We start from the raw sequence: 26,974 nt of genomic DNA, 5'->3' as shown, positions 1-26,974 counted from the left end.
CAATCTCATTTTGAATTATACGTAATTGACAAACCTGACTCATTCTCGGTAAACACCCTCTCAGTAAATCCATGCTCATCTGTGATCCCCTCCCATATCTCACCCGATGAACTAACTATTTTATAATTAACATTTCCAAGCACTCGCTCTCCAGTACTATCAAACAACTGGAATTGCTCATCAAAATCTAATGCCCTGTCCACGATTTTAGGCATAATCTTAATATCGGGCGTCTTAACTTCCCCTGGCTTACGCCCGTAATATCCTGCCTTGACGTTATATTCACCTTGCGTACCGGCTTCTATTCCGCAGGGATCCAGACGGATATAACTTCCGCCACCGTTGATCGTGATTTTCTTCTTCGCGGTAATAATGATCTCATCTTCCGTACTGGTGATCTCTATCGATTTTTTCGCCAGTAATTCCATCAGGTCGTTCTGCGCCTGTAGTGAGATCGCACCTTTATTGGCAAACAGCTTAATCCCCGCTTTGCGTACAAATACACTCAGGGCCTGCCCCACACCGATAAACAGGTTTTTCATCACCCCAATATCGGCATTATTGCCAGCGTTCATTTCGAGACTTCTGGCCGCCGCCAGTTGCATATGTTCACCGCTGGCCAGGGTCACGCCTTTCGGACCGCTTAACAGCACCACCGCCTGCGTCAGTTCTTTTACACGCTCCTCCAGCAACGTCACCTGCGACGCAAGGTCTGCCGGGTCAGCATTCGCCGTTTCCGCATCCGCCGACAGAGACGCCATTTGCGACTGTGCACCGCTCAGTATCCCCAGCGCCGCCGCCATCTCCCGCACCTGCCCCTGCGCCCGCTCCTGACCGTCGGCGCTGATGAATATCCCCTTTTTCGCCCGGATGGCACCCCACATGTCCGTGCGCAGCTCAAAACCTTCCCCGCGCTGCTGTTTTCCCGCATCCACCAGATGGCCGAGATTGAGCTGGCTCTTGCCGCCGTACTCCGTACTGATTTTGATATGCTCTTTGCCGCGCTCGTCATCGAGGCGCAGCTTGTTGTTTGCCGGGGTACGCAGCACGTTGCGTCTGTAGTTCTGAATCGTCACGTGGTCGGGGTGGGCGGAATCATGCTTCACCCCGGCGATATAGGGCCGGTCCGGGTTGCCTCCCTCAAACGCAATGCTGACCTCCGTGCCCGCCAGCAGCGGCAGGTGCAGTCCGTACGTATCACCTGCATAAGGGCGGGACTGCCGCACCCACAGGCTCTCGTAACCCGGCTTCCAGGCCTCGCGGTCAAAATCGAGGTTCACCCGGTAGCGCCCGTCTTTATCGATATGGGCGTAGATGTCGTTTGCCGTTGTGCTGGTCACCCGCGCGGGCAGCGTTCCGGCCATCACCGGCTTCGCGATGCGCGCCGGGCGAAAGCTGTAGCGTTCCGAATACGGGATGGCGGTAAACGTCAGTTCATAACTGCGGTCTCGCGCCGCGCTGGCGGTCAGCCCGGTTATCAATGCGCCCCTGCGGAACACCGCCGGGGCGTCTTCATCCGGTACCTTTATCTCCAGCCCCGGCATCAGCAGGGCGCTGGTGCTCAGCCCCTGCAGAATGGCCCGGCCATTAAGGTAACGTTCGTGGCGGATACGCGCGTAAAACGACCCGCTTTCCGGTGTGTCCGGGTCGCCTGCCGTCAGGAAGTTGTCCGCGTAATGACAGGCTTCGCCACAGGTGGTGCTGTCCCCGCCCGTCGCATCAAACGCCGACGTCATATCGGCGGTCGCGTCACGGTAGTTGTAGTCCCGCGTGGTGACGCTTTTTTCCACCACATGATATGCCGTGTTCAGCCCCCAGACAGATTCCGTGCCGCTGTCGCTCAGCCCTGAAGGGTGACGCAGTGGCAGCATCAGGCCACGTTCATAGCCGCTCTGGTCGTCATAAAACTCAATGACTTCGATTTTCAGCCGCACGTCGGTACTGAACCGGAACCAGATCCCCACCTCCGACAGCAGCCGGGAGATAAACGTCAGGTCGTCCTCGCCGAACTGCATCACCTGTTCGCGCGACGGATATTCCCCCGTCAGGGTGAAAACGAAGTCCTGGCCGAGCATCCCGTGGCGCTCACGCAGGATTTTCTCGACAATCTGCGGCACGCTCTGGTTCTGGTAGATGGCGTTCTGATGGCTGCGGGCGAGCAGCGCCAGCCGGGGCTCAAGGCGCACTTCATAGCGTGTTTCATCGCGCGAGGTGGAAAGCTGTTTAAAGCCAGTGATGACGCCATACAGGGTGCGCAGCAGCACCTGTACCGGCATCCCCTGAACCGGCGGGGCGCAGAGGCTGAGCGCGCCGTCCTGCATCAGCACCGCTTCCGGCTCCAGGGTTTTATCACGGCTGGTGAACTGAATGTCGTAACAGAACGGCTGGCTCAGATGCTCGCGGCCTTCAAAGGAGAGCACATCAGGCGGGCTGCTCAGGCCTCGAATTTTTAATTTGTGGTGGGAGTGGTCAAAATTAAGAGTCGGGATGTCCATTTCATTCCTCCAGTCCGTGAGAAAGATCGTCGTTCTGTATACAGCGAAATAATTTCATGAGTGGCTTATAAAATATAAGGAAAGATAACAACTTCATTTATATAAATATTAAAACCCACGCATCCCGTCATATGGCAAAAGGAAAAATGATTCACATTCTACATTGCTGCACCCCCAATATATTACATCATTATCATTTTCCCAAACTGCCGTGGCAGCCGAATTGATAATAAAGGACCACTCAATACCATTAGCAATAAGTACCCCACTAATCTCACAAGGCAACCAATAAAAATCTCTGACAATACGTTGATGACTGGAAAACCTCTCACTAATATTGAATATCTTGTTTATATCATCAGTACTAAGTTGCCATTTTAGACATGCTGATCTTAGTAATTTATCGTCTGCCCCATCGTCTAGATACCGGGATGATTCAAGCATCAATATTTTAATCTCTTTACTATGTGTAAAGCCACTAGACGCAATCAAGGACAGTATATACACAATAATTCTCATAAATATCCTTAGTTTTTTTCGCAATACACTACCAACCAGGATTTCTCCATATAATTTGTTGCCACGGATCATATATTTCAACGACAAACTGCCCCCTCCCTCAAGCCTACTTTAGTAAAAGGCACGACTGTTTCTTTGTAAAGTAAATTAATATAATAAAAGCCGCCATAGACATTACTAAAGGGAAGATATAAATAAGATTAACAACTACACCATATTTCATGATCAAGAACGGGAACACATTTAATTCAAAAACTTCAATATATTTTCTTATGTAATTTTTAATAGAAAACAATAAGCCATTTACAATATTGAATAAATAAATCACATACAAAAGATAAAACTTAATTTTACCACCCGGATAACCACCATTCATTAAGAGCCGAGAACTTGAAAACAGCAGTACTGCATTAAAAATAACAATCAAAAATCGAACTACAACAGTGAGCGAGAGTAATATGTAACATTTCCATTACTAACAGCATCATATCATAATAGTCCAGCTCCCCACGATAATACCCGCAATCCAACAAATAAATTAAAACAAAATCAATGAGAATAATCATTACTGCAAAAAAATGTGTTCAAAAGCCTCCCAAGTGAATTTATGACACAAACTTAAATTGCATAGACTTAAAAATATTTTACAAGAGTTATTTCTCAGTAACTATTTTTTCTCTTATATTAAAACACACCCGTCCATCCTTTCATTTAAATTATATTGCCTCATAAAACATTCGATATCGGCTAAACTATCTAATTCAGAATAACAATAATTATCGCTTTCCTACAAACTTATTAAATACATATGACATTAATCAAAGATATATAGCACTACTCCATCTTTCTTTTCATTCTACTTATTAATTCAAACCGACCATTTTTTATTATATACTTTTCTTTTAGATAAACTTGGCTAACTGGTTTTTTGTTTTTCACCACCATATCATCTTCATACTTATAAAGGACGTTGCCATCAATATTTACCGTATAATCAGCATTAATAACAAAATCAGAAAATCGAACGATATCTTCATAGCAAAAAACACTATCCAACAATAAAGCATCGACTAAATTACCATCCTGAGCATAACTATTGAGTTGCACATTAAGCAAGGGAGTATCTGCTTCCCCTGGTTTGTTATAAATGATCAATTTAAAAGTATTATGATCATAACCAAAACTACCAATCGCATAATAATGCACACCTACTTCCATATTTGGCGAACCAAAATTATCGCCTTTAACTGGAATACTGACTTCTTGTTGATTAAAATTATTAGGTCTTCTCTTGTATTTTGGGGGAATTTCGACAACAAAGGAACAATTATCAAACAATGTTTTCATATCTAATGCCTGCCTGTATCTCAATTGAGTAACATCCAAAGGAAATACCAGAACTTTACTTTCTGCTGCATTTATAACGCAACAAAAAATGCATGACAAAAGATAAGGGAGAAAAATATATTTTTTCATTTCAATATCCGGAGCGAACTTCAGTACCTTATTTAAAATATTATATTAACGTTATCATAATGTACTTTTTATTATTAAATAAAAAAGGCAAACATTACCAGTAGATATGAAAGAATCTCTTTCCGAAGGATTTTTCTTCTGAAAATGATGAAGTATTTCAATCCATATTTTTCTTCGTATGCTTTAGGAGACGAACGCCATACAGGGTGCGCAGCGGCACCTGTACCGGCATCCCCTGAACCGGCGGGGCGCAGAGGCTGAGCGCGCCGTCCTGCATCAGCACCGCTTCCGGCTCCAGGGTTTTATCACGGCTGGTGAACTGGATGTCGTAGCAGAATGGCTGGCTCAGGTGCTCGCGGCCTTCAAAGGAGAGCACATCAGGCGGGCTGCTCAGGCCTCGAATTTTTAATTTGTGGTGGGAGTGGTCAAAACTGAGCGCGTTCATGCGGTGTCTCCTGTGTCCTGGTCAAACTCAAGGGAAATACCCTCATCGTCATTCCAGCCCAGTCTCAAATGTAAAGGTCTCTGCTGCGCGGCCTGATGTGTCAGCAACTGCTGGCTCAGTACTGGTAAAATTTGTTGATTGAGCAGGCTATCGATATTGCGCGCGCCGCTCTCAGGCAGCAAACATACACTGGTGAGCTGGTCATAGAGGTCTTCACTCACCTCGGTTTCCATGCCGTAGTGTTCACGCAGGCGACGAATAACCTGTTCCAGCTTCATCATCACAATGACACGCATCGCGGCAGGGCCGAGCGGGCGATAAATGATCGTCTGGAAACGCGCCTGCAATGCGGGCTGGAAATGGTCGCGCAGGAGAGGATGGAGCAATGCCTGCATCTCGCTTTCCGTGGCATCAGGCTGCTCTTCCAGCAACTGCATCACATGCTCGCTGCCGAGATTGGCGGTCATCAGAATGACCGTATTGCGAAAATCAATTTCACGCCCTTCACCGTCGCGCATAAATCCCCGGTCAAAAACCTGATAGAACAGGTTCATTACGTCGCGGTGCGCTTTTTCTACTTCGTCCAACAACACCACACTGTAGGGACGCTTTCTGACAGCCTCGGTCAGTACACCACCCTGCCCATACCCCACATAACCGGGGGGAGAACCTTTAAGTTGAGAGACAGTATGGGGTTCCTGATATTCGGAAAGGTTGATAGTTATGAGCGATTTCTCGCCGCCGAAGAGGGTGTCCGCAAGGGCAAGCGCGGTTTCCGTTTTACCTGTACCACTTGGCCCCGTCAGCAGGAATACCCCCTGCGGACCGTTTTCTGGCGTAAGACCGGTTTTCGCGGCACGTAATCGCCGGGCAATAGCACCCAGCGCGGCATCCTGGCCCACGACCCGTGTTGCGAGATTCTCTTCCAGGCTTAACAGCGCCGTCTGCTCATCTTTCAGCAATGACGAGAGCGGAACCCCTGTCCAGTCAGCAATCACTGTGGCAACGGTTCGGGCATCAACGTCCAGCCCCAGCAGCGGGCTGGCATGTTGCACAAGGTGAAGCTGTGACTGTAAAGCGACAATATCCGCCTGACGCGAGAGGTCGCTGCGACAGGCCAGCAGTTGTCGGGTAAGTTCTTGCTCTTGTTGATACTGGGTTTCAAGGGTATCGAGTTGCACGATCAATGCGTTCTCTTCCCGCTCGATAGCCGCAAGCCGTTCACCACAAGAATAGTCTCCCACCGTGCTATCGTCCTGTAACGCCTGTTTTTCCAAGGCCAGTGCGGTGAGTGAAGCACGAATATGCGTTAAGGGTTCCGGTAATGTATCAAGGCTCATACGCACGCGGGCGGAAGCCGTATCCAGCAGATCGACAGCTTTGTCCGGCAACTGGCGTCCGGTGAGATAACGTCGGGAAAGTGTTACCGCCGCACGAACCGCGTCGTCCGTGATGTGCACACCATGATGTTGCGCGTAGCGCGCTTTCAGGCCACGGAGCATGAGACTGGCGGTAGCGTCGTCCGGTTCGTCCACTTTCACCATCTGGAAACGACGCTCCAGTGCGGCGTCGCGTTCAAAGTACTGCTTGTATTCACTCCAGGTGGTAGCCGCAATGGTACGCAGCTCGCCCCGGGCCAATGCAGGTTTCAACAGGTTCGCCGCATCTGCGCCGCCCGCCTGATTCCCCGCGCCAATGAGGGTATGCGCTTCGTCGATAAACAGCAGCACAGGTTCCGGTGATTTTTGTACCGCATCAATAACGTTTTTTAGCCGCTGTTCAAATTCACCTTTGACGCCAGCTCCTGCCTGCAACAGACCCAGATCCAAAGTATGGATGTGGACCTTTCTCAGACTCTCCGGCACATTGCCTTCTGCAATACGCAGCGCAAGTCCCTCCACCAGCGCCGTTTTGCCCACGCCGGGTTCGCCAACCAGGATGGGGTTGTTCTTGCGGCGTCGGGAGAGAATATCGACCATCTGGCGGATCTCCGTGTCGCGGCCAAATACCGGGTCGATGCGACCATCACGCGCTTTCTGCGTGAGATTCTCCGTGAAGCGATCCAGAACGACGCGGTGTTGATCGTCGTGTTTAGCACTGCTTCCGTTTTCGGTTAAACCTGGCTCATTCGCAGCAATGCCGGGTAAATCAGCCATAAGCGGTTCATTGACCTGACGTTGCCGCCCCGGGTTTTCTTCCGATTGCGCATCAAGCAAGGGACGTAGCCGTTCCAGTTGCATACGCCCGAGGCTGAGCAGGATCCACAGATCATTGGCCGCCAGTAACGTAGGTTTTTCTGTCAGCGCCATCAGCAGGTGCTGGCTGCGGATTTGCGGAGCATCAACCTCAAGAGAGGCAATTAGCCATGCCTGAGTCAGCAGTGTGATGAGTTGATCAGATAATCGTGGACGAGTATGAACAGAGCGCGGAAGGGTTGCCAGATGCGCCAGTAGAGACTGCCAGGCACTGTCCAGGTCCCATTCATAACGCCGGGAGATAACGGTGAGATCACCTTCCCCTTGCTCCAGGAGTTTCAGCAGTAAGTGCTCAATGGTGATCTCTGCGTGCGCACGGGTCTGGCAGAGTGATGCGGCCGCTTCCAGCGCATGTGCGCAAAAAGGGTTAAGACGGCGCAGCAGCGCCGCGGGGTGGTTTACGGTCATAGATGTCCCTTCTTGACGTATTCATGTTCAGTTCCTGCAACCGCCGTTTCCCCATGCTACCGCCCGTAGCCATCACCACAGGCCCATCTGGTTTCATCAGCGGATTGACAGGGTTTGCTCAGTGCCGACTCCATCCGGCATTCAGCAAACGTAGTAAGAAGGCAGACAGTTTCCTGTCTGCCGCAGTTATCAGGCGGAGGGGCGCTCATTCCAGGAATCGGAATGAATGATGTTGCCGTCTTTGTAGGTCCAGGTGATTTTTTCGTAGCGCAATTCAATGCGTTCCAGGTGGTTGTGCTTCTCTTTCGCCGGATCTTTGATGTCATGCATCAGCGGAGCGACTTTCACCAGTTTGACGTTCTCAAGCGTGGTGTTGAAATACTCCACTTCCTGGCCCGCATCATTGATGCGATACCATTTGAACTCAGCGGTTTTCAGGGTCTGACCGGTGGTAACGGCCTTGTACAGATAGGGGCTGGACGAATCGATCTCTTTGGTAAAAAGAAACGGGGTATGAATACGGGTGCCCGTCAGTTTGCCTGTGTTGTTATCGGTTGGGATGTAGAGCGTATGTTCTTGCGCAACAACTTCGATGCTGCCTTCACGCCCCTGAACATCGACGGACCCTTTGATATCCGCGCCACCGTCATCTTTCAGCCAGAGATAAACTGGAATAGCCATGAGAATTACTCTCCTTGTTGATTGAATTGAGACACCGCCAACTCCGGCGGTATTTGCTGTTTCGCGTCCTGACAGGCGTCTGAACGCGGAACCAGACTGATTTCGACACGCCGGTTGGTTGCCCTGCCTTCTGGCGTATCGTTCGTCGCCGCAGGCTGGCTTTCGCCCAGTCCCTGCACGGCAAAACAGGTGAACGGGATATCGCTGGTTTGCAACATCCAGTCACGCACCGCTTCGGCACGCCGCAACGACAACTGTTGGTTGGATTTTTCATCGCCGGTGGAATCGGTATAACCAGCCACCAGGATCAACCATCCAGGCTTCGCTTTGATATTGACCAGCGCCTCAACCAGTACTTTTGTCGAGCCGATTTTTAACCTCGACTGCCCCACATCAAACAGCGCCATACTGTCCAGGCGCACAGTCTGAACCGCTCCGCCAGATACAATTTCTCCCTTTGGTTCCGGCGGGCGGTAGCCACGTATCGCCTGCAGCACTGGCTGGCGTAGACGTTCGCCAGGGTAAAGCCCAAAGCCAAGACGCAGCGGTTCTCCTTCGCGGTAATAGTCATCCAGCCGCTGTGCGTCTTCTTTTAGCACCAACAAATAACGGCTTTTGGCCACCGAGTCGGACATCGGGGTAATGGTGTATTTGTGCAGATCATCGCTGACCTGACGCAGTAAATTGCGGTTTGACATTGCCGACAGGCAAAGCGCGATAAGCCCGGCGACGGTAGTCATTGCCAGCCAGGCCGTCCATACTCGCCGCACGGACCCTGGCCCCGACTGACGAGGCAGTAACGGTAAGATCGCGTCCGGAAAGCGCAACGCGTCTCTGGCACCAGTTTGTTGCGATATGTCTGGCGTCAGGCACGTTTTGTCAGTTATCCATTGCTGCCATAGATTGCCGTCCTTTTCCGCTAGAGAAGGCGCAAAGCCTGCCCCCACAGCCAGCGGTAAACTTGCGCTCTCCTGCCTGTTTAGCGCTGGCATCACAATTTGTTTCATCCAGAGCAGCAGATTCTCAGCCCGAAGTACCTGGCCCAGCCGTTGACTGCCTGTCGCTATACTGCCCTGAGCAATCCACTCAGACGGCGCGTTCTCATGGTCCGATGTCATGACCAGGGCATCACGACCGGTACAGATCAACCATGGCGAAGATTCCTCTATTGCAGGTTCGATCTGATAACTCCAGAGGATCAGTGGCACCTTCGCGCCCACCCTGCGCCGTAATTGCACCAGAGTTCGGGAAAAACGTTGCAGTTGCCCGGCAAGGACGGCGATGTCCTGATGCTGAACTGGTATCACCGTGCGGGCCACGCAGATCTGTGAACTCCATGCCGGGCGACGGGACAACAGGGATTCCGTTAATGAAACAAGCTGTTCTTCATCAGCGATATGCAGATAGAGTCCGACAAGAACCTGCCGCAGCGGGCTGTCAGCGAAAAGTTGCCTCGCCCCGTCACCACAGACCAGCACGACGGGCTGTTGGTAACCCTCCGCTGGCAGACAGGCCAACCACTTATCATCGCCCCCTTTTTGTGGCGTTTTCTGCCGCCAGAAGAACCAGACGATAGCAGCACCGATGACAACCACGGCCATCAGGCTGTATTTCACTGCCGTTGAAACGGGAGAAAAAACGGTCCACAGCGCGAGAAGCAACAACAATCCCCATAGCAGAGCAGCCTGTTTGTGCGTGTTTTTCACTCGGCACTCCCTCAACGCTGCCTGGGCGGCAAAAGTTCATCCACCAGCATGTCGAGCCAGCTATCAAGCCCCCACCACACACCAACAAGAACAATCACAGCCGAGCTTAACCAGAACAGAGGCGAGTACCACACGCGTGATTTTCGCGTGGGTCGTGCCGCATTGAGTAACGCGGTCTCCGGCGAAACTCGAAACGGGGTGACGCGCTCACTCAGCATCGCAATCAGTTTTTCACGATCCGTCGATACCGGATCCTGATAACGTCCACGAAACCCCAGCAGCAATACCCGATGAAAACAGGTCAACACGGCAGGAACAGGAGCAGGCTCATGCAGAACCTGCCGTATGCGCTCATACAGCAACTCGCCCGCCTGAAGGGTATTGAAGAAATGCGCCTGGAGAGGGGTTTCCAGCCAGACCTTTTGCCCGTCGTCCGGCGTCTCCCGGCTTAGTACTGTTTCATCCAACAGCGCACACTGGGCATAGGTAATATGTTCTGCGTCCTGCTGGCTGAACCCTGCATTGAGCAACGTCTGACGAACCCACTCAACCTGTTGCTGACAGTGGTGATATAACGCCACGCCCCGTCGGGCATGTGTCCCCTGTCGTAGCTCAACAACCGTTAGCCAGGTATCACGGAGCAGTACGTCTATGTTGATTTCCGTATCGTTTTTCATGCGCGCAATACCGCAAAAAGTTCGGGTTTTAAATCACCCATGGTGCCAGGCACGTAAATCATGCAGCACCCGGACTCCAGCATGGCTTTGGCAGGTGCACAGTGCATATCCAGAGCGAAATAGTGATTTTCCAGCCGCAACGGGAGTGCAGCAGGCACCTGGGTCAGAGGCACGATCGGGACGCCGTTCAGCGCCACATTGATAAGATGGGTGACATCATCCGGCGCGCCAATTTTGCACACCCGTGGTAGCTGATTTATCACCAGATGCGCGGCGAGCGAAGAACGTACCGACAGGTAGAAATCAGCCTCTTCACGCAAGCGCGGATCATGTAGATCGGCCTTCCAACGGTTGCCGGGTAGCGCGTCCAGTTCCAGTGCGATCACGCGCGACGGAAGACTGGCTTCAAGTAAGGTGTTAAGCAAGGTAAACAAAGGTGGAAACGTCTGCGATGGTGAATCATGGATGTAAGCAGGTATCGCGCTGACTGAGTGATCCAGTGAAAAGGTTAATAACGATCCGGCAAGGCGTGCCAGTTCACGCCATACAAGCTCAGGATGAACGGCGGGGTAGCGCAGGAAATCAGCCAGGATAGGTTCGACGGAGTTCAGCGCATTTAATAACCAGAACAGGGACACATCCGCTACGGCAAAATCCGCCATGCGCTGGTTGCTCTCCCGGCGCATCGCCATCAGGCGACGGCTTTTGGCCTGTAATTGCAGTTGCAGCATTTCCAGACATTGCATCCCGGCCTGGTGCGCGTTAAACGCCAGTAACGGCGGGACATAGCTGTCATCAAGCGCCCAGTTGCCCTGACTATCCCGAATCAGGCGCGCCAGCGGACAGGTGACATAATCGGCATTGTTGTCATGTGCAAAACGCAATGACAACGCATAGCGTTCAACGGCGATGTCTTCGCTGTCGCTGCCATAGATATCCTGTACAGTTTGCCATTCCTGACGATAGCGAAGCGGCCTGTCCGTTAACGCATCCTGCCCCAGATTGCCGCCATTGCTATGCTCCAGCGGTAATGCCAGCAATACCGTAAGCGCATTTATTCCGGCAACGTTGGTCAAATCGCAGGCAGGTGGCAGCACATCCGATACGGCGGTATCCACCAGCACGCCATCAGGAAAACGGACACGCAATGATTGCGCTTTGAGTTTTCCCAGGGCTAAGGCACTTTCGTCAAATTCAACGCAAGCAACGCCCCATGGATGGCGAGCACCAATATGCGCAATGCTGTAATTACTGAATGTTTCCCAGCGGGCCTGCTGTTGAAACTGCTGAGAGGACAGGAATGTCCCCTCAGCCCATAGTGGACGATAAATCTTCATAAATCATACCACCGGCAGATCAGGCTTTTGCTTTCGGCATCTGGGAAACCAGCGACAGGTTGATGTCCATCCCTTCAATCTGAAAGTGCGGCACCGCATAAAGTCTGATACGGAAGAAACCAGGGTTATCTTCGATATCCTCTACCACCACTTTTCCATCACGCAGCGGATGGGAAGCCTGCAACTCGTCGCCAGGATCGGTCATTTCCGTAACCAGATTGCGGATCCAGGTGTTTAATTCCAGTTCCAGTAAACGACGATCTTTCGTTGTACCGATGTTTTCTCTCTGAATAATTTTGAGGTAGTGGGCAATGCGCGACAGCAAGAAAACATAAGGCAGACGGGCGTTGATACGGCTATTGGCTGTGGCATCCGCAGTATCGTAAAGCGCAGGTTTTTGGGTGGAGTTTGCGGAGAAGAAACAGGCATAATCGCGATTCTTATAGTAAGAAAGCGGGATAAAGCCCAGGTTCGCAAATTCAAACTCGCGTGTTTCTGGAATCATCACTTCGGTCGGGATTTTGACCTGATTACCCGTGCCTAAATCATACAGATGGATTGGTAAATCGGTGACGGCACCACCAGCCTGTGGCCCGCGAATTTGCACACACCAGCCGTTGTTAATGAAGCTTTTTGCCATGTTAGTGGCAAACGCAAATGCAGCGCTGGTCCACAGATATTTATCGTGATCCGGCCCTTTGACTGCCTCAACATAGTTAAAGCTACGAACAGGTACGGTATCTGGCCCATAAGGCAGACGACCCAGCACATTTGGCATGGTCAGGCCGATATAACGCGCGTCATCAGTGTCGCGGAATGCCTTCCATTTGATATATTCGGCACGATCAAAATAGTTGCCGATGTCCTTAATCGCGGCAACCTCTTCCATTGAGTTTTTGAGGAAAAATGCCGGCCCGACGGCCCCGATAAACGGCATGTGAGATGCCGCGGCTACACGGGAAATATTGCGCAGTAAGGCAATATCTTGTGGGCTATTGTCAAACTCGTAGCTCGAAATGACAGACGCGATGGGTTCGCCGCCTGGCGTGTCATATTCTTCAATGTAGGTGTGCCGATAAAACCCGCTCTGAATGATTTCTGGCGCATCGTCAAAATCTTCGCGCAGATGCTGTTTACTGACATCCAGCAATTCAACTTTGACGTTTTTACGAAAATCGATACCACTAACCATCGACCACGTCCCGCGCCACAGGGATTCAACCTTTTTAAATTCAGGATGATGCATGACAGCATCGAGCTGCGCGCTAATTTTTCGGTCAAGCTCACTGATATGAAAATCCAGCAGTGATTTATCCAACTTCTCTATATTTTTCCCGGATGAGGCAACGCAAGAAAGTAGAACCTGAATAGCAGCTGAGACACGTTCATCGGTGCTGGCTTCAGCCATCGCTTCATTACTTTGCCATTCCCCAATTTCTTTTAACGATGTGACGGGCGTTAAGTGAATTTTTTCAAACAACGACTGGTAGATATTCTCTTTTGTGACGGTTTGCGTTGATGCGCCCGGTGAAGCGGTTTCCTGTACAGACATTAACATTCCCTTCTTAAAGTCCTTATTTATTGTCCTTTCTGAATACGACTGAATAGATGTATTACTCAGGCACCAGTGCCGTCAGCTCTGCCCGAAGCTCATTACTCAGTTCAGTATCTTTGAGGATTTTCTCCAGCTCGCGGCGGAATTCCGTGTTATCCAGAAGGTTGGATTTGAGATCGCGTAATAAATTGCGCATGGCAATCAACGCGCGAAGTTGAGGGATATTGCGGGCGACCTGCTCAGGCTCGAAATCTTTGATATCAGAGAAACTAAGCCTGATTCGTTCCTCGCTTCCCTCTGCGGCTATCGTATTTTCAACGGTAAAATTTACTTCTGGTGCCAGTTCAGCCATGACGCCATTGAAGTTGTTTTTATCAATGTTGATCCGGCTTCTTTCTGAGAGCGGTCGTTGCTCTTTGCCATTACTGTAATCACCAACGGCGAGCAACTTGAGCGGTAGTTCAACTTTCTTTTTTGTATTTCCGGTATGAAGATCAAGCTTAATATTGACGCGAGCGGGTGGAACTTCATTTTGAAAACTGTCTGCCATTTTCTCTCTCCCTGGGTTAATACTTCCCTTAAATTAATCACATGATGTAGCGTAGTAATCATTTTTAAAGCTATCACTCTCAACCGTTAAAACGCAAGATACGGAAAAATACAAAAAACAGCCGGATAACAACAATAACAATCATAGAGACACGCCCCTGTAAGGCTTAATCGCTATTACGGGTTGACGTTAACGCTGTCATTAAAAAATCCAAAAATTTAACGAGACTCACAGAATAAAGACTTTAGGATAAAGACGTCACAACTTTCAAAGTCACTCATATAAATAAGTTATATTTAAGTTATAGTTAAAAAACAACGATAATAATTTTATATCTACACGAAATATTCTTATTGACTGCTGCTAAACGTCAGTATTTAACGTATCAGGAAAATTTCATAGATCGATAAAACAGAATAGATTGAGCTAATCGTCGCGGGTTTTTATGACACAAAGCAATATGAATATTATTCAAAAAGATTATATAAAATTCTCAGTCTGGTTCAGGAGGGAGGATATCAAAGGACGAAAAAAAACCGCATCCGTTTTGCAACGTTGCGGTTTTCTTACTTATCAGATGTCATAAACACCTGAACTGAATGTTGGCGGAACGGACGGGACTCGAACCCGCGACCCCCTGCGTGACAGGCAGGTATTCTAACCGACTGAACTACCGCTCCGCGATGTTCCCGTTGGGGAACGAGGCGCATATTACGGATTGTGCTTAGAGCCGTCAACGCTTTTTCTGATGATTTGTATCGTTTGCTGCAAAAATCACCCAAAGAGCCATTTTATCATCAAAAGTTAAGGGGTTACGCGCGCCAGAGGCAGCTTCCGCCCTTCTTTTGCACCAGATCCAGACGTGACTCATGCTCCGCCAGCTCTGCATCACTGGCTAAAACAACCCGTAACTTACTTGCCTGACGGACAACCCGCTGAATACCGGCCTCGCCTTGTTGCTGTTGCCCCTCGCCTTCCATCGAAAAAGCCATGGACGTCTGGCCACCGGTCATCAGCAGATACACATCGGCCAGAATCTGGGAATCGAGTAATGCTCCGTGCAGCGTACGTTTGCTGTTATCTATCTCGTAACGTGAACAAAGCGCATCAAGACTATTACGCTTACCGGGGAACATCCGTCGTGCCAGCGCCAGACTATCTGTGATCTTGCAGAACGTCTCGGTCTTCGGAATGCCGCGATTTAGTTTGCTGAATTCGTAATCAAGAAAGCCGATGTCGAACGATGCGTTATGGATGACAAGCTCAGCGCCGCGCACATATTCAATAAACTCATCGGCGATATCGCCAAACGTGGGCTTATCGAGCAAAAATTCATCAGCAATACCGTGGACGCCAAAGGCTTCCGGGTCCACCAGACGATCGGGCTTAAGATAGATGTGGAAGTTATTCCCCGTCAGACGACGATTAATCACTTCCACGGCACCGATCTCAATGATTTTGTGCCCTTCATAGTGTGCGCCGATCTGGTTCATACCGGTGGTTTCGGTATCGAGGACAATCTGTCGAGTAATTGCAGTGCTCATAGCGGTCATTTATGTCAGACTTGTCGTTTTACAGTTCGATTTCAATTACAGGAAGTCTACCAGAGATGCTTAAGCAGGTAGAAATTTTCACCGATGGCTCTTGCCTGGGTAACCCAGGGCCCGGCGGCTATGGCGCGATTTTACGCTTTCGCGGCCACGAAAAAACATTCAGCGAAGGCTATCGCCTGACCACCAACAACCGGATGGAGCTGATGGCCGCGATTGTCGCACTGGAAGCCCTCAAAGAACATTGCGAAGTGATTCTTAGCACCGACAGCCAGTATGTTCGCCAGGGGATCACCCAGTGGATCCACAACTGGAAAAAACGTGGCTGGAAAACGGCAGAAAAAAAACCGGTGAAAAATGTCGATCTCTGGCAACGCCTGGATGCTGCCCTCGGCGAGCATAAAATCCGCTGGGAATGGGTAAAAGGCCACGCCGGGCATCCGGAAAACGAACGCTGCGATGAACTCGCACGCGCTGCGGCATCGAAGCCAACGCAGGAGGATATCGGCTATCTGGCCGATCAGGGCTGACGTGTCTGGCGGGTTGCGCTGACGGTTTGCCGTACGCTGGGTTTTGCCCGGCGCATCTTCATCGGATTGAGCGTTAACGGGATCGTACGTTTACGCGCCACAATCAATTGCATGCAACCCAATGCGGGCAGGTGGGTGTTTAACAGTTTCCCCCCCTGCTTCGTCCAGGGAATGACCCGAAAACGACTATAATGAAGCACCTCAAAATTCAGCAGCGATAGCCAGTCAAGCTGGCGCATCAGGGTAAACATACGGCTGCTGATTGCAGGCGAACGGCGTAAAAACGGAATAGCTTTGCCTATTCCCAGCAGGCTGACTGGATTAAAACCGCTGATCACCAGCCAGCCATCATCGATCAGCACGCGATCGACTTCCTGCAACAGACGATGCGGATCCGGGCACCAGGGTAGCGTGTGGCCCAGCAGACAGGCATCGACAGATTTTGCCGCAAAGGGAAGATGCAACGGATCTGCGCGAACGTGAACAGGGTCGCCGGTGAGTGAAACATTAACCTGATGTGAAATAGCGCAACTTTCGGCATTGATTTCTGCGCTGAGATTGCCAATCTTAAGCAGATGAAATCCATACATTTTTGCAAACCACGGTTTGAGCTCCTGCTCCAGTGCTTCGCGGTAATACTCGCCCTTAGGCAACTCAGCCCAATGCGTCGGTGCTATGTACTTACGGGGAGTCCTTGCCGGTTTCATCACAACCTTCCATTACGCTTTGAGAGGTAACTATGAATCTTACCAGTATTCCCGCATTTCAGGACAATTACATCTGGGTGTTAAGTGAAGATGACGGCCGCTGTCTGATCGTCGATCCCGGCGAGGCTGCCCCCGTTTTAAACGCTATTGAAGAGAATAACTGGCAGCCGACTGCGATCCTGCTTACTCATCACCATAATGATCACGTTGGCGGCGTGCAGGAACTGAGCCAGAAATATCCGAATGTTGTGGTTTACGGACCGGCAGAGACACAACATAAGGGAGCGACAAAAATCGTCGGTGAAGGGGATCGGTTGCAGATTCTGGGTCATGAATTCAGCGTATTTCACACGCCAGGTCACACTTTAGGACATATCTGTTACTTTAGCGAACCTTATCTTTTTTGTGGCGATACGATGTTTTCTGGCGGCTGCGGAAGACTCTTCGAAGGCACGGCAGATCAGATGTTTGACTCTTTTTGTAAGATTGATGCGCTTCCCGAAGATACGCTGATTTGTTGCGCACATGAGTATACTTTAGGAAATATTAAGTTTGCTCTTAGCCTTTTACCTCATGATCCTGACCTTAACGAATATTATCGTAAAGTTAATGAGTTACGTGCAAAAAACCAAAAAACACTCCCCACAACTCTGAAAAATGAGCGTCGCATTAATGTTTTTTTACGCACGCAAGATTCTGATTTAATTGAAGTAATAAATAAAGAAACAACGTTGCAACAAGCTAGTGCGCGTTTTGCCTGGTTAAGGTCAAAGAAAGATAACTTCTGACAATTGCGGGTTGCCTTTTTAAAACTTCGCCGTTATGATCGCTCGTCTTTTAAGCAACTATTGACACACACATGAAGGCAAAAGCGATATTATTCGCCTCTGTCCTGCTTGTGGGGTGCCAGGCGTCTAAGCACGACGGCACCGTACAACAGCACGCACAGAGCCTTTCTGCAGCTGGTCAAGGGGAAGCAGGGAAGTTTACAAGTCAGGCGCGGTGGATGGACGATGGAACATTCTCCGGGCAGGAACAAGACTTGTGGGCTTCCATAAGCGACGAGCTAAAGATGGGAATTCCGGAAAATACCCGGATTCGCGAACAGAAACTAAAGTATTTAAGCAATAAGAGCTATCTCCACGATGTAACTTTACGGGCAGAGCCGTATATGTACTGGATAGCAGGGCAAGTTAAAAAACGTAACATGCCCATGGAACTGGTACTACTACCCATAGTGGAGAGCGCTTTTGACCCACATGCAACGTCTGGTCGCAATGCCGCAGGCATTTGGCAGATCATTCCAAGCACGGGTCGTAACTATGGTTTAAAACAGACTCGCAGCTACGATGCGCGTCGTGACGTGGTTGCATCCACAACGGCTGCCCTCGACATGATGCAGCGTCTGAACCGTATGTTTGACGGGGACTGGTTATTAACCGTTGCCGCCTATAACAGCGGTGAAGGGCGAGTACTGAAGGCAATGAAAGTGAATAAGGCGCGGGGTAAACCCACGGACTTCTGGTCACTTTCACTGCCACAGGAAACCAAAATTTACGTGCCAAAAATGCTGGCATTGAGTGACATACTCAAGAACAGCAAACGGTACGGCGTTAGTCTGCCAACGTCAGACGAGAGCCGTGCGCTGGCGCGTGTCAGGTTGAGCAATCCGGTAGAACTGGATCAACTGGCGGACATGGCGGGTATTTCGGTTAGCAAACTTAAGACCTTCAACGCAGGCGTTAAAGGTTCAACCTTAGGTGAAAGCGGGCCGCAATATGTCATGGTGCCTCAGAAACACGCCGACCAACTGCGTGAGTCTCTGGCATCAGGTGAAATCGCCGCCGTTCAGCCAACGCTGGTTGCGGACACAACGCCGCTTGCCAGTCGCAGCTACAAAGTGCGCTCAGGTGATACTATTTCAGGCATTGCGTCGCGTCTTGGCGTGACGACAAAAGATCTCCAGCAGTGGAATAACCTGCGCGGAGCTAACCTGAAAGTGGGTCAGAACTTGACGGTTGGAGCAGGCAGCAGTGCATCGCGCCTTGCGAATAATAGCGATAGCATTACCTATCGCGTACGCAAAGGCGATTCACTCTCCAGCATCGCTAAACGCCACGGCGTTAATATCCGTGACGTCATGCGCTGGAACAGTGATACCGACAATCTGAAGCCTGGCGATCAGCTAACGTTGTTTGTGAAAAACAGCGCGTCGCCAGACTCCTGACAGCAAGAAATATAAAAAGGCACCGTTTCCCCCGGTGCCTTTTTTGTTATGCGCTTTTCTGCGCTTCTGCCATGATAGTGTCGCTGGTAAAAGAGCCATCCTCTGTTAATTCGAAGTAGCGTTTCACCTCCTGCGATGCACTTTGCTGATACAGCCTGATGGCTTCGCTCAGCGTCTGCGGCGTACGCATACGGGCAATCCACGAACTGTATTCTAATGGCAAACGATCGGTGATCAGATTACGCGTCGTCAGGCCAGCGTCATTAAACAGAGAGAGCCACTCACCGCTGGAATAATTGCGTACGTGTGACGTATCGCGTAACGCTTCAACCGTCTGCAGCCAAATATCCCGCACCGGATGACCCGGAGACATCACGTCCATAATGATGACCGTTCCACCGGGCTTAAGCACACGCTTTACTTCGCGCAGCGCCTGCCCAACATCATGCCAGTGGTGAGCAGAGTAACGGCTGATCACTACATCAAACGCGCTGTCATCAAAAGGCAGACTCTCAGCATACCCCTGACGTGTCGTCACATTGTTCAGGCCGCGCTCTTTTGCTGCTTTGGCCACTACATCCAACATCTGGCTGGAAAGGTCATATGCCGTGACCTGTGCCACCTGCCCTGCGGCCACAAAACTGGCATGCCCTGCTCCACAGCCTAAATCCAGCACATGGGCTTCTGGAAATGCGCTAAGCCGTTCCGCCAGCCGTTGTAAATCACGGCCAGAAGCATGTACTGCGCTGGTTAAATAGGCACTGGCTTGTGCACCAAACTGCTTTTCGACGTTGTCATGATGGGAACCTGTGGTCATCGTGTTGTCCTTAATTGAGTTGAAATAAAGGGCAGCACCTCGGTTCAGGCCTGCCCCACGGCAGACCTGACACAACCATTATTGATCAGGTTTGCCGGGACTGAATTCTACTAGTAGCGGGTTGTGGTCGGACGCGCGCGTAACCAGCACGGAGGCTTCCTGCACGTTCAGACCACGATAGAAGACGAAATCAAGAGGACGACCAAACGCCCGGCGGCGATTGTCATCGGTAAAGCGTACCTGGCGCAGCGACATCTCACGCGAGAAGCGATAAAGCGCATTCATACGTGGACGACTCCAGGCGTTGAAATCGCCGGCCATGATAACAGGGCCATTGTGGCGCATGATCTGATCACCAATGGGCAGAAGCTGTTTACTGTAAACATCGACACCAAGGCTGAAATTCACCGCATGCACATTCACTACCATCAGGTTTCGCATATCCGGCAGCGGATAGACCGTCACCAGCGCTGATTTGGCAAGGCGCAGGATTGGTTCCCGTTCTCGCAACGGGCAGCAATAGACCGGATGAGCAGAAGAGAGCGTCATCACACCAGATGGATGCTGAGGCAAAACAAACGCGGGAACCTGATCGGCGGCGAGATAGTTAGTGGTCGCAAACCTGACCAGCTCTGGCGTGGTTTGCGCTTCCTGCAATAAGACCAAATGCGCGTCTTTGCCAAAACTCTGCAAAACGGAGAGCCACTCAGCGCGCTGCTGTTTGAAGATATTCCATACCAGAACCCGGATTTTGTCATCACTACTCAGGGGGACACCGGCTGGCAATGCCTTACCAATACTCGCGAAGGACCCCGGCGGCATAATGCGCTCCGCAGGCTGTCCGGCAACATATCGCATGGCATAGGTATTTTTGGGCACTTTCGGTTTTAAACCTCTTCGTTTTAAGCCCCGGAACAACAAAAGGGGTCATTCAGTTATAGGGATTTTAGCGCAGAGTTTCAACGGCAATGGGCAGAAAAGCCTCAAGTAAAAGTTAGTAAGCGCTCAATAACCATAATGAGTAAAGAGAGTATGGCAGGGAAGCTGGCGGGATGATTAAATAACCAAACGATCATAATCGATATCAACTATTGCTACAGGCGCAAGAATGAAAGCCACCTCAGAAGAAATGATGATATTTGTCGCCGTCGTGGAAAGCGGCAGCTTTAGCCGTGCCGCAGAGCGCCTGGGTCAGGCTAATTCAGCCATCAGCCGGGCGATAAAAAAACTGGAGAGTAAACTGGGGGTTAACCTGCTTAATCGCACAACTCGTCAGTTGAGTCTTACGGAAGAAGGTGAGCGCTATTTTCGTCGCATTCAGGGTGTACTGCAGGAGATGGCCGCTGCAGAGACCGAGGTAATGGAGGCCAAACTGACACCTCGCGGCGTTTTACGTATCGATGCCGCAACGCCTGTGATGCTACATTTTGTGATGCCGATGATTAAGCCTTTTCGCGAACGCTACCCGGAAATTACATTGTCGCTGGTTTCCAGTGAAACCTTTATCAATTTAATTGAGCGTAAAGTAGATGTCGCGATCCGCGTGGGTAAGCTGACCGACTCCAGCCTGCGGGCCAGGCCAATTTTTACCAGCTACCGCAAACTGATTGCATCACCAGATTATCTCGCCCGCTGCGGTGTTCCCGAAACCGCAGAAGATCTCAAAAATCATACCTGTCTCGGTTTTACCGAGCCGGTCTCGCTCAATACCTGGCCCGTCGCCGCCCAGGATGGCCAGCTCTATGAAATCGACTGCGATATTTCTTCTAACAGCGGTGAGACGCTTAAACATCTCTGCCTGAACGGCAACGGTATCGCCAGCCTGTCTGATTTTATGATCGCAAAAGAGCTGGAAAGCGGTGAACTGGTGGAAGTTCTGGCAAGCAAGCGTCTACCGGTTGAAACGCCATTCAGCGCGGTTTATTACAGCGACAGAGCCGTTAGTACGCGTATACGTGCGTTTATTGATTTCATTAGCGAATATCTCTCCTGATCTCCTCCGGTACGCCTTGTGCGTGCTTTCAAACGCTCTACCTCATTCCTCTTTGTCAGAATAAATCGGCTCAATCATAGTGACTTGCATTTTGATAGTTACTATGCGAATGTGCTTTCCAGATAAGTTCTGGAGAGAAAAAAGTGAAAAACGAACCGCTGTGCGAAGCTCCTTGCCCCATCGCCAGAAGCCTTGGCCGCATTGGTGATAGCTGGAGCATAATAATTCTGCGTGATGCTTTTGCAGGCTTTACCCGTTTCGATGAATTTCAAAAAAGCGCAAACGTGGCGCCCAATATTCTTTCACGACGCCTGAAAGAGTTGGTGGATGACGGTTTACTGGAAAAAGTCTGTTACAGCAGTACGCCCCCCCGCTATGAGTACCATTTAACTGAGCGTGGGCGTGATTTCCGCCCGGTGATCATCGCGCTTGCCGAATGGGGTAATCGTCATTTTGCAACTGAAGGCCGTCAGATTCAGTTGGTCGAGAAAGAGACCCAGCGTCTGGTGCACGCCATGATGGTTGATGCCGAAACCGGCCATCCCCTGACGCCCGAGAAATACGCTTTGGTTCCGGGCCCTGCCGCCTCCCCCATGATTCGTTATCGCCACGACTATCTGCAACGCAAGCGTGCGGGTGACAACACGCAAAAATTTGCGCCGCAATTACATCTGGATCATCATCATGAATCTCAAGAGTAAAAAACGCACCCTTACCTTATTGTTATCCGGTATCGCTGTATTAGGTGCCGTAGGTTATGGTGCCTGGTGGTATACAAATGCGCGTTTTTTGCAATCGACGGACGATGCCTACGTCGGCGGGGATATCAGCGCTATTTCAGCGAAAGTCTCTGGTTATATTCAGGAGATCGCCATAAAAGACAATATGCCCGTGAAAAAAGGCGAGCTACTTGTTCGCCTTGATGCAAGGGACTATCAGGCGGCGCTGGCAAAAGCGGAAGGTGAAGTTGCCGCTCAACAAGCGGCGATGGCTGACCTTATTGCTACCCGACAATTACAACTGGCGACCATCGAAGGCTCGGCGGCCAGCCTCGGAGCCGCACAGGCTACCACGTTAAAAACGGCGGGCGACAGTCGCCGCTATAATGCGCTGGCGCAGACGGTCGCTATTTCGGCACAGGTGCGAGAAAACGCTGAGGCAGACTACCATCGAGCCAGGGCAGAAGAAGGCAAAGCCCGGGCAGATAAAGCGGTTGCCGAACGCCAGTTACTGGTGCTTGATGCGCGGGAAAAACAAATCCGCGCGGCCCTCGCTCAGGCGCAGGCAGGGCTGGATATGGCCCGTCTCAATCTTAGTTATACAGAGATCCGCGCCCCTTTTGATGGCGTTGTTGGCAACCGGCGCGCATGGTCTGGCTCATTCGTTAGTAGCGGTACGCAATTGCTTTCTCTGGTCCCCAGTCACGATTTGTGGGTAGACGCCAACTTCAAAGAAAACCAGCTGGCGAATATGCGCCCCGGTCAAGCAGCAACAGTGGTTGCGGATGTTATGCCAGGACGCACTTTTATCGGCCATGTCATGAGCCTCTCACCGGCTACCGGTTCACGCTTCAGTCTTCTACCTGCTGAAAACGCGACCGGTAACTTCACCAAAATTGTTCAACGCATCCCGGTTCGCATCGCTCTGGATGGCGAAGCGTCAACATTAGGACTTTTGCGCCCCGGTTTGTCTGTCGCTGTCACAGTGGATGAAAAGAGTCGCCAATGAGTAGCGCAACAGCCCCAGCGCAGCTACAGGGTACGGCGCTGCCGATGAACCAAAAGCTCTTTGCTTTCGCCACAATGTGCCTGGGAATGTTCATTGCACTGCTGGATATTCAGATCGTATCGGCATCTCTACGTGATATCGGCGGGGGCCTTTCTGCTGGCGATGATGAAACGGTCTGGGTGCAAACCAGCTATCTGATCGCGGAGATCATTATCATTCCCCTGTCGGGATGGCTTGCCAGGGTGATGTCGACCCGCTGGCTTTTCGCCGCGTCGGCTGCCGGTTTTACGCTGATGAGTCTGCTGTGTGGATGGGCGTGGAATATTCAGAGCATGATTGCTTTTCGCGCATTGCAAGGGCTGGCCGGGGGCTCAATGATCCCGCTGGTGTTCACGACTGCATTTGCCTTTTTTCAGGGTAAACAGCGCGTTATCGCCGCAGCTACGATTGGTGGTCTTGCTTCGCTGGCACCGACGCTGGGCCCTACGGTAGGGGGCTGGATCACGGAAAATTTTAGCTGGCACTGGCTGTTTTTTATCAATATCTTGCCAGGCATTTATATTGCGGTAACGGTACCTTCGCTGGTCAATATTGATGCGCCCAGCCCAGGGTTATTGCGCGGCGCGGACTACCTTAGCATCGTGCTTTTGGCTATATCGCTCGGTTGCCTGGAATATACACTTGAGGAAGGACCGCGTTGGGGCTGGTTTGATGACGGCACGCTGACCATCACGGGGTGGCTGGCTTTACTGTGTGGGATAGCGTTTGTCATACGGACATTGCGCCATTCTCAGCCGGTCATGGATCTACGCGCGCTTTCCGATCGTACATTTACTCTGGGCTGTTACTTTTCATTTATGGCCGGGGTCGGGATCTTCTCAACTATCTATCTGACGCCCCTTTTTCTGGGTACGGTCCGCGGTTTTAGCGCGCTGGATATCGGCCTTGCTATCTTCTCAACTGGCTTGTTTCAGGTGCTTTCGATCCCTTTTTACTCCTGGCTTGCCAACAAAGTGGACTTGCGTTGGTTGCTCATGGTCGGGCTGCTGGGATTCGCCTTCTCGATGTATAGTTTTATTCCGCTCACCCACGACTGGGGAGCGAAAGAACTCCTTTTACCGCAGGCGTTTCGCGGTCTCGCACAGCAATTCGCCGTTGCCCCGACTGTCACGCTTACGCTTGGCAGTTTGCCGCCCGCACGTCTAAAACTAGCATCAGGACTGTTTAATTTGATGCGTAATTTGGGGGGTGCCATCGGTATCGCGCTTTGCGGCACCGTTATCAATGATCGTACAAATCTTCATTACAGCCGCCTTGCCGATCATCTTAATGGTACAAACCTCAATTTAAGCGATTTTGTTCAGACCCGCGCCGCGGCATTAATGGCTCAGGGGATGGACGCCAGTTCGGCACAGACAGCCGGCCTGAAAAATCTGGCCGCATTAGCACTAAGAGAAGCAAGGACGCAGGCATTCGCCGACGCGTTCTATTTGATCATGATCGGATTCTTAATTGCCGCTGCGCTGGTTCCTTTTATGAAGAAACCGCAGGCCTAGCATGACAACATCAGGAGAGTTTTATGAGCAGTCTACAAAGACGCATTGTCGTAACAGGGATGGGCATTGTCAGCCCGCTGGGTTGCGGCGTCCAACATGTCTGGCAATCGTTACTGGCAGGAAAGTCGGGTATCCGGTCGCTGCCTGAATCGATTGTCGAAGATATCGCCTGCAAAGTGGCGGGGCAGGTTCCAGGAATTGAAGATGATCCCCAACACGGTTTTGATCCACTATCCGTCATTCCGGCAAAAGAGCGCAAGAAGATGGATCGTTTCATTGAATTTGCGCTGGTAGCGGCACAGGAAGCGCTTCTTCAGGCAAAATGGTTTCCGCAAGAGCAGGCGTTAAAAGATCGTACTGCGACCATCATTGCGACAGGCATTGGTGGCTTTAATCAAATCGCCGAGGCAGTCCAGACAACCGAGCACCGCGGTCCACGCAAGTTATCCCCCTTCACGATCCCTTCTTTTCTGGCAAACCTGGCGGCAGGCCATGTTTCTATCGCGCATGGTTTTCGCGGCCCCATTGGCGCGCCGGTGACCGCCTGTGCAGCCGGAGCGCAGGCTATCGGGGATGCGGCAAGGTTAATCCGGGCCGGTGAAGCAGACATTGCACTGTGTGGAGGCAGTGAAGCCGCAATCCATCGCGTCAGTCTGGCTGGTTTTGCGGCGGCCAGGGCACTTTCGAGTGGATTTAATGATAATCCAACGGAGGCATCAAGACCATTTGATCAGGACAGAGATGGTTTCGTAATGGGAGAAGGGGCTGGTCTTCTGGTGATTGAATCGCTCGAACATGCGCTGGCCCGTGGAGTGACGCCGCTGGCAGAACTGGTGGGCTATGGCACCAGTGCAGATGCTTACCACCTTACGGCAGGACCGGAAGATGGCAATGGCGCACGACGCGCAATGGAAGCCGCATTACAACAGGCCGGGATTTCACCAGAGCAAGTGCAGCATATCAATGCACACGCCACTTCAACTCAGGTTGGAGATAAAGGCGAGCTGGCGGCAATACGCGCACTGTTTGCTGAACATCCGGTTGCCATCACATCAACAAAATCTGCCACCGGACATTTGCTGGGTGCGGCAGGCGGTATTGAAGCGATCTTCACCATTCAGGCATTACGTGATCAAATAGCCCCACCTACCCTGAACCTGCATAATCCGGATATTGCTGCAGCGGGTATGCGCCTTGTAGCGCTCACTGCACAGCCGCTAACGATGGAATACGCGCTTTCAAACGGGTTTGGTTTTGGCGGCGTGAATGCCAGCCTGCTGCTAAAACGATGGGAAGACTTGCAGTAATAATGAAATAAAGGGCTGTGTGCCCTTTGTTTTGCCTGCTTTAGTGATAAATAGCAGACGAAAAAAAACCGCATCTCGTTTGAGATGCGGCTCTTAATGAGTGGCGGAACGGACGGGACTCGAACCCGCGACCCCCTGCGTGACAGGCAGGTATTCTAACCGACTGAACTACCGCTCCACCGAATACTTCTGTAACCACCGGATTAATGCACCGGCTTACTTCTTAATTTGATGCCTGGCAGTTTATGAATCACGTTGTGATTCACCCTTCGGGCCGTTGCTGCGCAACGTTCAAAAGCGCTCGCTTTTGTCCTACTCTCTGTCGAGTAGCGAACTGCCCCGAAGACGGGTGCAGGTCTTTTAATTTGATGCCTGGCAGTTCCCTACTCTCACATGGGGAGACCCCACACTACCATCGGCGCTACGGCGTTTCACTTCTGAGTTCGGCATGGGGT

At 51.0% G+C, this 26,974-nt stretch carries 22 protein-coding genes, 2 tRNA genes, 1 rRNA gene and 1 pseudogene; 8 read left to right on the top strand and 18 right to left on the bottom strand.

All coding sequences use genetic code 11. From position 1 onward, the window contains the following. Positions 1-5: 5 nt before the first annotated feature. The 13 genes and pseudogenes from ABIB59_RS08480 to dnaQ form a co-directional block, all read right to left on the bottom strand. Positions 6-2,495: a DUF2345 domain-containing protein gene (locus tag ABIB59_RS08480; protein WP_354034991.1), complete on the bottom strand. Its 2,490-nt coding sequence runs from the start codon at positions 2,493-2,495 to the stop codon at positions 6-8. A 108-nt stretch (positions 2,496-2,603) separates the two neighbouring features. Then, on the bottom strand, positions 2,604-3,101 hold the full coding sequence (locus ABIB59_RS08475; protein ID WP_316104027.1) for a hypothetical protein: 498 nt from the start codon (positions 3,099-3,101) through the stop codon (positions 2,604-2,606). A 747-nt stretch (positions 3,102-3,848) separates the two neighbouring features. Continuing rightward, positions 3,849-4,490, bottom strand: a complete 642-nt coding sequence (locus ABIB59_RS08470) for a hypothetical protein (protein WP_354034989.1) — start codon at positions 4,488-4,490, stop codon at positions 3,849-3,851. A gap of 160 nt (positions 4,491-4,650) precedes the next feature. Then, positions 4,651-4,935, bottom strand: a pseudogene (locus tag ABIB59_RS08465) (hypothetical protein); the annotation flags it as partial. Next, the gene (gene tssH / locus ABIB59_RS08460; protein ID WP_354034987.1) at positions 4,932-7,598 is read right to left on the bottom strand and encodes a type VI secretion system ATPase TssH; all 2,667 of its coding nucleotides are present in this window, start codon (positions 7,596-7,598) and stop codon (positions 4,932-4,934) included. The gene tssH and the pseudogene ABIB59_RS08465, both read right to left, overlap by 4 nt. A gap of 189 nt (positions 7,599-7,787) precedes the next feature. After that, positions 7,788-8,279: an Hcp family type VI secretion system effector gene (locus ABIB59_RS08455; RefSeq protein ID WP_039076799.1), complete on the bottom strand. Its 492-nt coding sequence runs from the start codon at positions 8,277-8,279 to the stop codon at positions 7,788-7,790. 5 nt (positions 8,280-8,284) lie between these two features. After that, on the bottom strand, positions 8,285-9,985 hold the full coding sequence (locus tag ABIB59_RS08450) for an OmpA family protein (protein WP_354034985.1): 1,701 nt from the start codon (positions 9,983-9,985) through the stop codon (positions 8,285-8,287). A gap of 11 nt (positions 9,986-9,996) precedes the next feature. Further along, positions 9,997-10,662, bottom strand: coding sequence for a type VI secretion system protein TssL, short form (tssL, locus tag ABIB59_RS08445; protein ID WP_110295548.1), 666 nt, complete (start codon positions 10,660-10,662; stop codon positions 9,997-9,999). Continuing rightward, on the bottom strand, positions 10,659-11,999 hold the full coding sequence (gene tssK, locus ABIB59_RS08440) for a type VI secretion system baseplate subunit TssK (RefSeq protein WP_165159206.1): 1,341 nt from the start codon (positions 11,997-11,999) through the stop codon (positions 10,659-10,661). The genes tssL and tssK overlap by 4 nt, the downstream gene beginning before the upstream one ends. Before the next feature lie 19 nt (positions 12,000-12,018). Next, the gene (gene tssC / locus ABIB59_RS08435) at positions 12,019-13,551 is read right to left on the bottom strand and encodes a type VI secretion system contractile sheath large subunit (protein ID WP_172600681.1); all 1,533 of its coding nucleotides are present in this window, start codon (positions 13,549-13,551) and stop codon (positions 12,019-12,021) included. Positions 13,552-13,612: 61 nt separating this feature from the next. Beyond that, positions 13,613-14,104 (bottom strand): type VI secretion system contractile sheath small subunit, encoded by a 492-nt coding sequence (gene tssB / locus ABIB59_RS08430; protein ID WP_039076794.1) that lies wholly within the window; start codon positions 14,102-14,104, stop codon positions 13,613-13,615. A 603-nt stretch (positions 14,105-14,707) separates the two neighbouring features. Continuing rightward, positions 14,708-14,784: transfer RNA gene (locus tag ABIB59_RS08425), tRNA-Asp, on the bottom strand. Between the two features lie 132 nt (positions 14,785-14,916). Continuing rightward, on the bottom strand, positions 14,917-15,648 hold the full coding sequence (gene dnaQ / locus ABIB59_RS08420; RefSeq protein ID WP_039076793.1) for a DNA polymerase III subunit epsilon: 732 nt from the start codon (positions 15,646-15,648) through the stop codon (positions 14,917-14,919). Between the two features lie 65 nt (positions 15,649-15,713). Between dnaQ and rnhA the strand changes: the two genes are divergently transcribed. Further along, positions 15,714-16,184 carry a ribonuclease HI gene (rnhA, locus tag ABIB59_RS08415; protein ID WP_039076792.1) on the top strand — a complete coding sequence of 157 codons (471 nt, stop codon included), beginning with the start codon at positions 15,714-15,716 and terminating at the stop codon, positions 16,182-16,184. On the opposite strand, the gene ABIB59_RS08410 is transcribed toward rnhA, so the two are convergent. Further along, a complete protein-coding gene (locus tag ABIB59_RS08410; protein ID WP_039076791.1) occupies positions 16,175-16,891 on the bottom strand; it encodes a class I SAM-dependent methyltransferase in 717 nt (238 codons plus the stop codon). The genes rnhA and ABIB59_RS08410 overlap by 10 nt on opposite strands. 32 nt (positions 16,892-16,923) lie before the next feature. On the opposite strand from ABIB59_RS08410, the gene gloB reads away from it, so the two are divergent. Together gloB and mltD are read left to right on the top strand one after the other, a co-directional pair. Next, a complete protein-coding gene (gene gloB, locus ABIB59_RS08405) occupies positions 16,924-17,679 on the top strand; it encodes a hydroxyacylglutathione hydrolase (RefSeq protein WP_354034981.1) in 756 nt (251 codons plus the stop codon). A 71-nt stretch (positions 17,680-17,750) separates the two neighbouring features. Beyond that, complete coding sequence (gene mltD / locus ABIB59_RS08400; RefSeq protein ID WP_071195939.1) at positions 17,751-19,118, top strand: murein transglycosylase D; 1,368 nt, start codon at positions 17,751-17,753, stop codon at positions 19,116-19,118. A 46-nt stretch (positions 19,119-19,164) separates the two neighbouring features. Here the strand turns inward: mltD and ABIB59_RS08395 are convergent, their stop codons facing one another. Beyond that, positions 19,165-19,935 carry a class I SAM-dependent methyltransferase gene (locus ABIB59_RS08395; protein ID WP_039076788.1) on the bottom strand — a complete coding sequence of 257 codons (771 nt, stop codon included), beginning with the start codon at positions 19,933-19,935 and terminating at the stop codon, positions 19,165-19,167. 78 nt (positions 19,936-20,013) lie between these two features. Next, a complete protein-coding gene (locus ABIB59_RS08390) occupies positions 20,014-20,814 on the bottom strand; it encodes an endonuclease/exonuclease/phosphatase family protein (RefSeq protein ID WP_107224682.1) in 801 nt (266 codons plus the stop codon). A 229-nt stretch (positions 20,815-21,043) separates the two neighbouring features. Between ABIB59_RS08390 and yafC the strand changes: the two genes are divergently transcribed. From yafC to fabF, 5 genes are all read left to right on the top strand, one after another. Further along, complete coding sequence (yafC, locus tag ABIB59_RS08385; protein ID WP_079498871.1) at positions 21,044-21,928, top strand: DNA-binding transcriptional regulator YafC; 885 nt, start codon at positions 21,044-21,046, stop codon at positions 21,926-21,928. 143 nt (positions 21,929-22,071) lie between these two features. Beyond that, the gene (locus ABIB59_RS08380) at positions 22,072-22,629 is read left to right on the top strand and encodes a winged helix-turn-helix transcriptional regulator (protein WP_354034978.1); all 558 of its coding nucleotides are present in this window, start codon (positions 22,072-22,074) and stop codon (positions 22,627-22,629) included. After that, positions 22,613-23,656, top strand: coding sequence for an HlyD family secretion protein (locus tag ABIB59_RS08375; protein ID WP_354034976.1), 1,044 nt, complete (start codon positions 22,613-22,615; stop codon positions 23,654-23,656). The genes ABIB59_RS08380 and ABIB59_RS08375 overlap by 17 nt, the downstream gene beginning before the upstream one ends. After that, positions 23,653-25,212: a DHA2 family efflux MFS transporter permease subunit gene (locus ABIB59_RS08370; protein WP_354034974.1), complete on the top strand. Its 1,560-nt coding sequence runs from the start codon at positions 23,653-23,655 to the stop codon at positions 25,210-25,212. The genes ABIB59_RS08375 and ABIB59_RS08370 overlap by 4 nt, the downstream gene beginning before the upstream one ends. Before the next feature lie 23 nt (positions 25,213-25,235). Beyond that, complete coding sequence (fabF, locus tag ABIB59_RS08365) at positions 25,236-26,519, top strand: beta-ketoacyl-ACP synthase II (protein WP_354034972.1); 1,284 nt, start codon at positions 25,236-25,238, stop codon at positions 26,517-26,519. A gap of 101 nt (positions 26,520-26,620) precedes the next feature. Here fabF and ABIB59_RS08360 read toward each other — a convergent pair. Together ABIB59_RS08360 and rrf are read right to left on the bottom strand one after the other, a co-directional pair. Beyond that, positions 26,621-26,697: transfer RNA gene (locus ABIB59_RS08360), tRNA-Asp, on the bottom strand. Positions 26,698-26,889: 192 nt separating this feature from the next. Next, positions 26,890-26,974: ribosomal RNA gene (gene rrf, locus ABIB59_RS26380) — 5S ribosomal RNA — on the bottom strand; the annotation flags it as partial.

Source organism: Citrobacter sp. UYEF32 (genome assembly GCF_040546205.1).
GTDB classification, from domain to species: Bacteria; Pseudomonadota; Gammaproteobacteria; order Enterobacterales; family Enterobacteriaceae; genus Phytobacter; species Phytobacter diazotrophicus.
The sequence above is the reverse complement of the archived record's forward strand: the minus strand, read 5'-3'. Positions and strand labels throughout refer to the sequence as shown.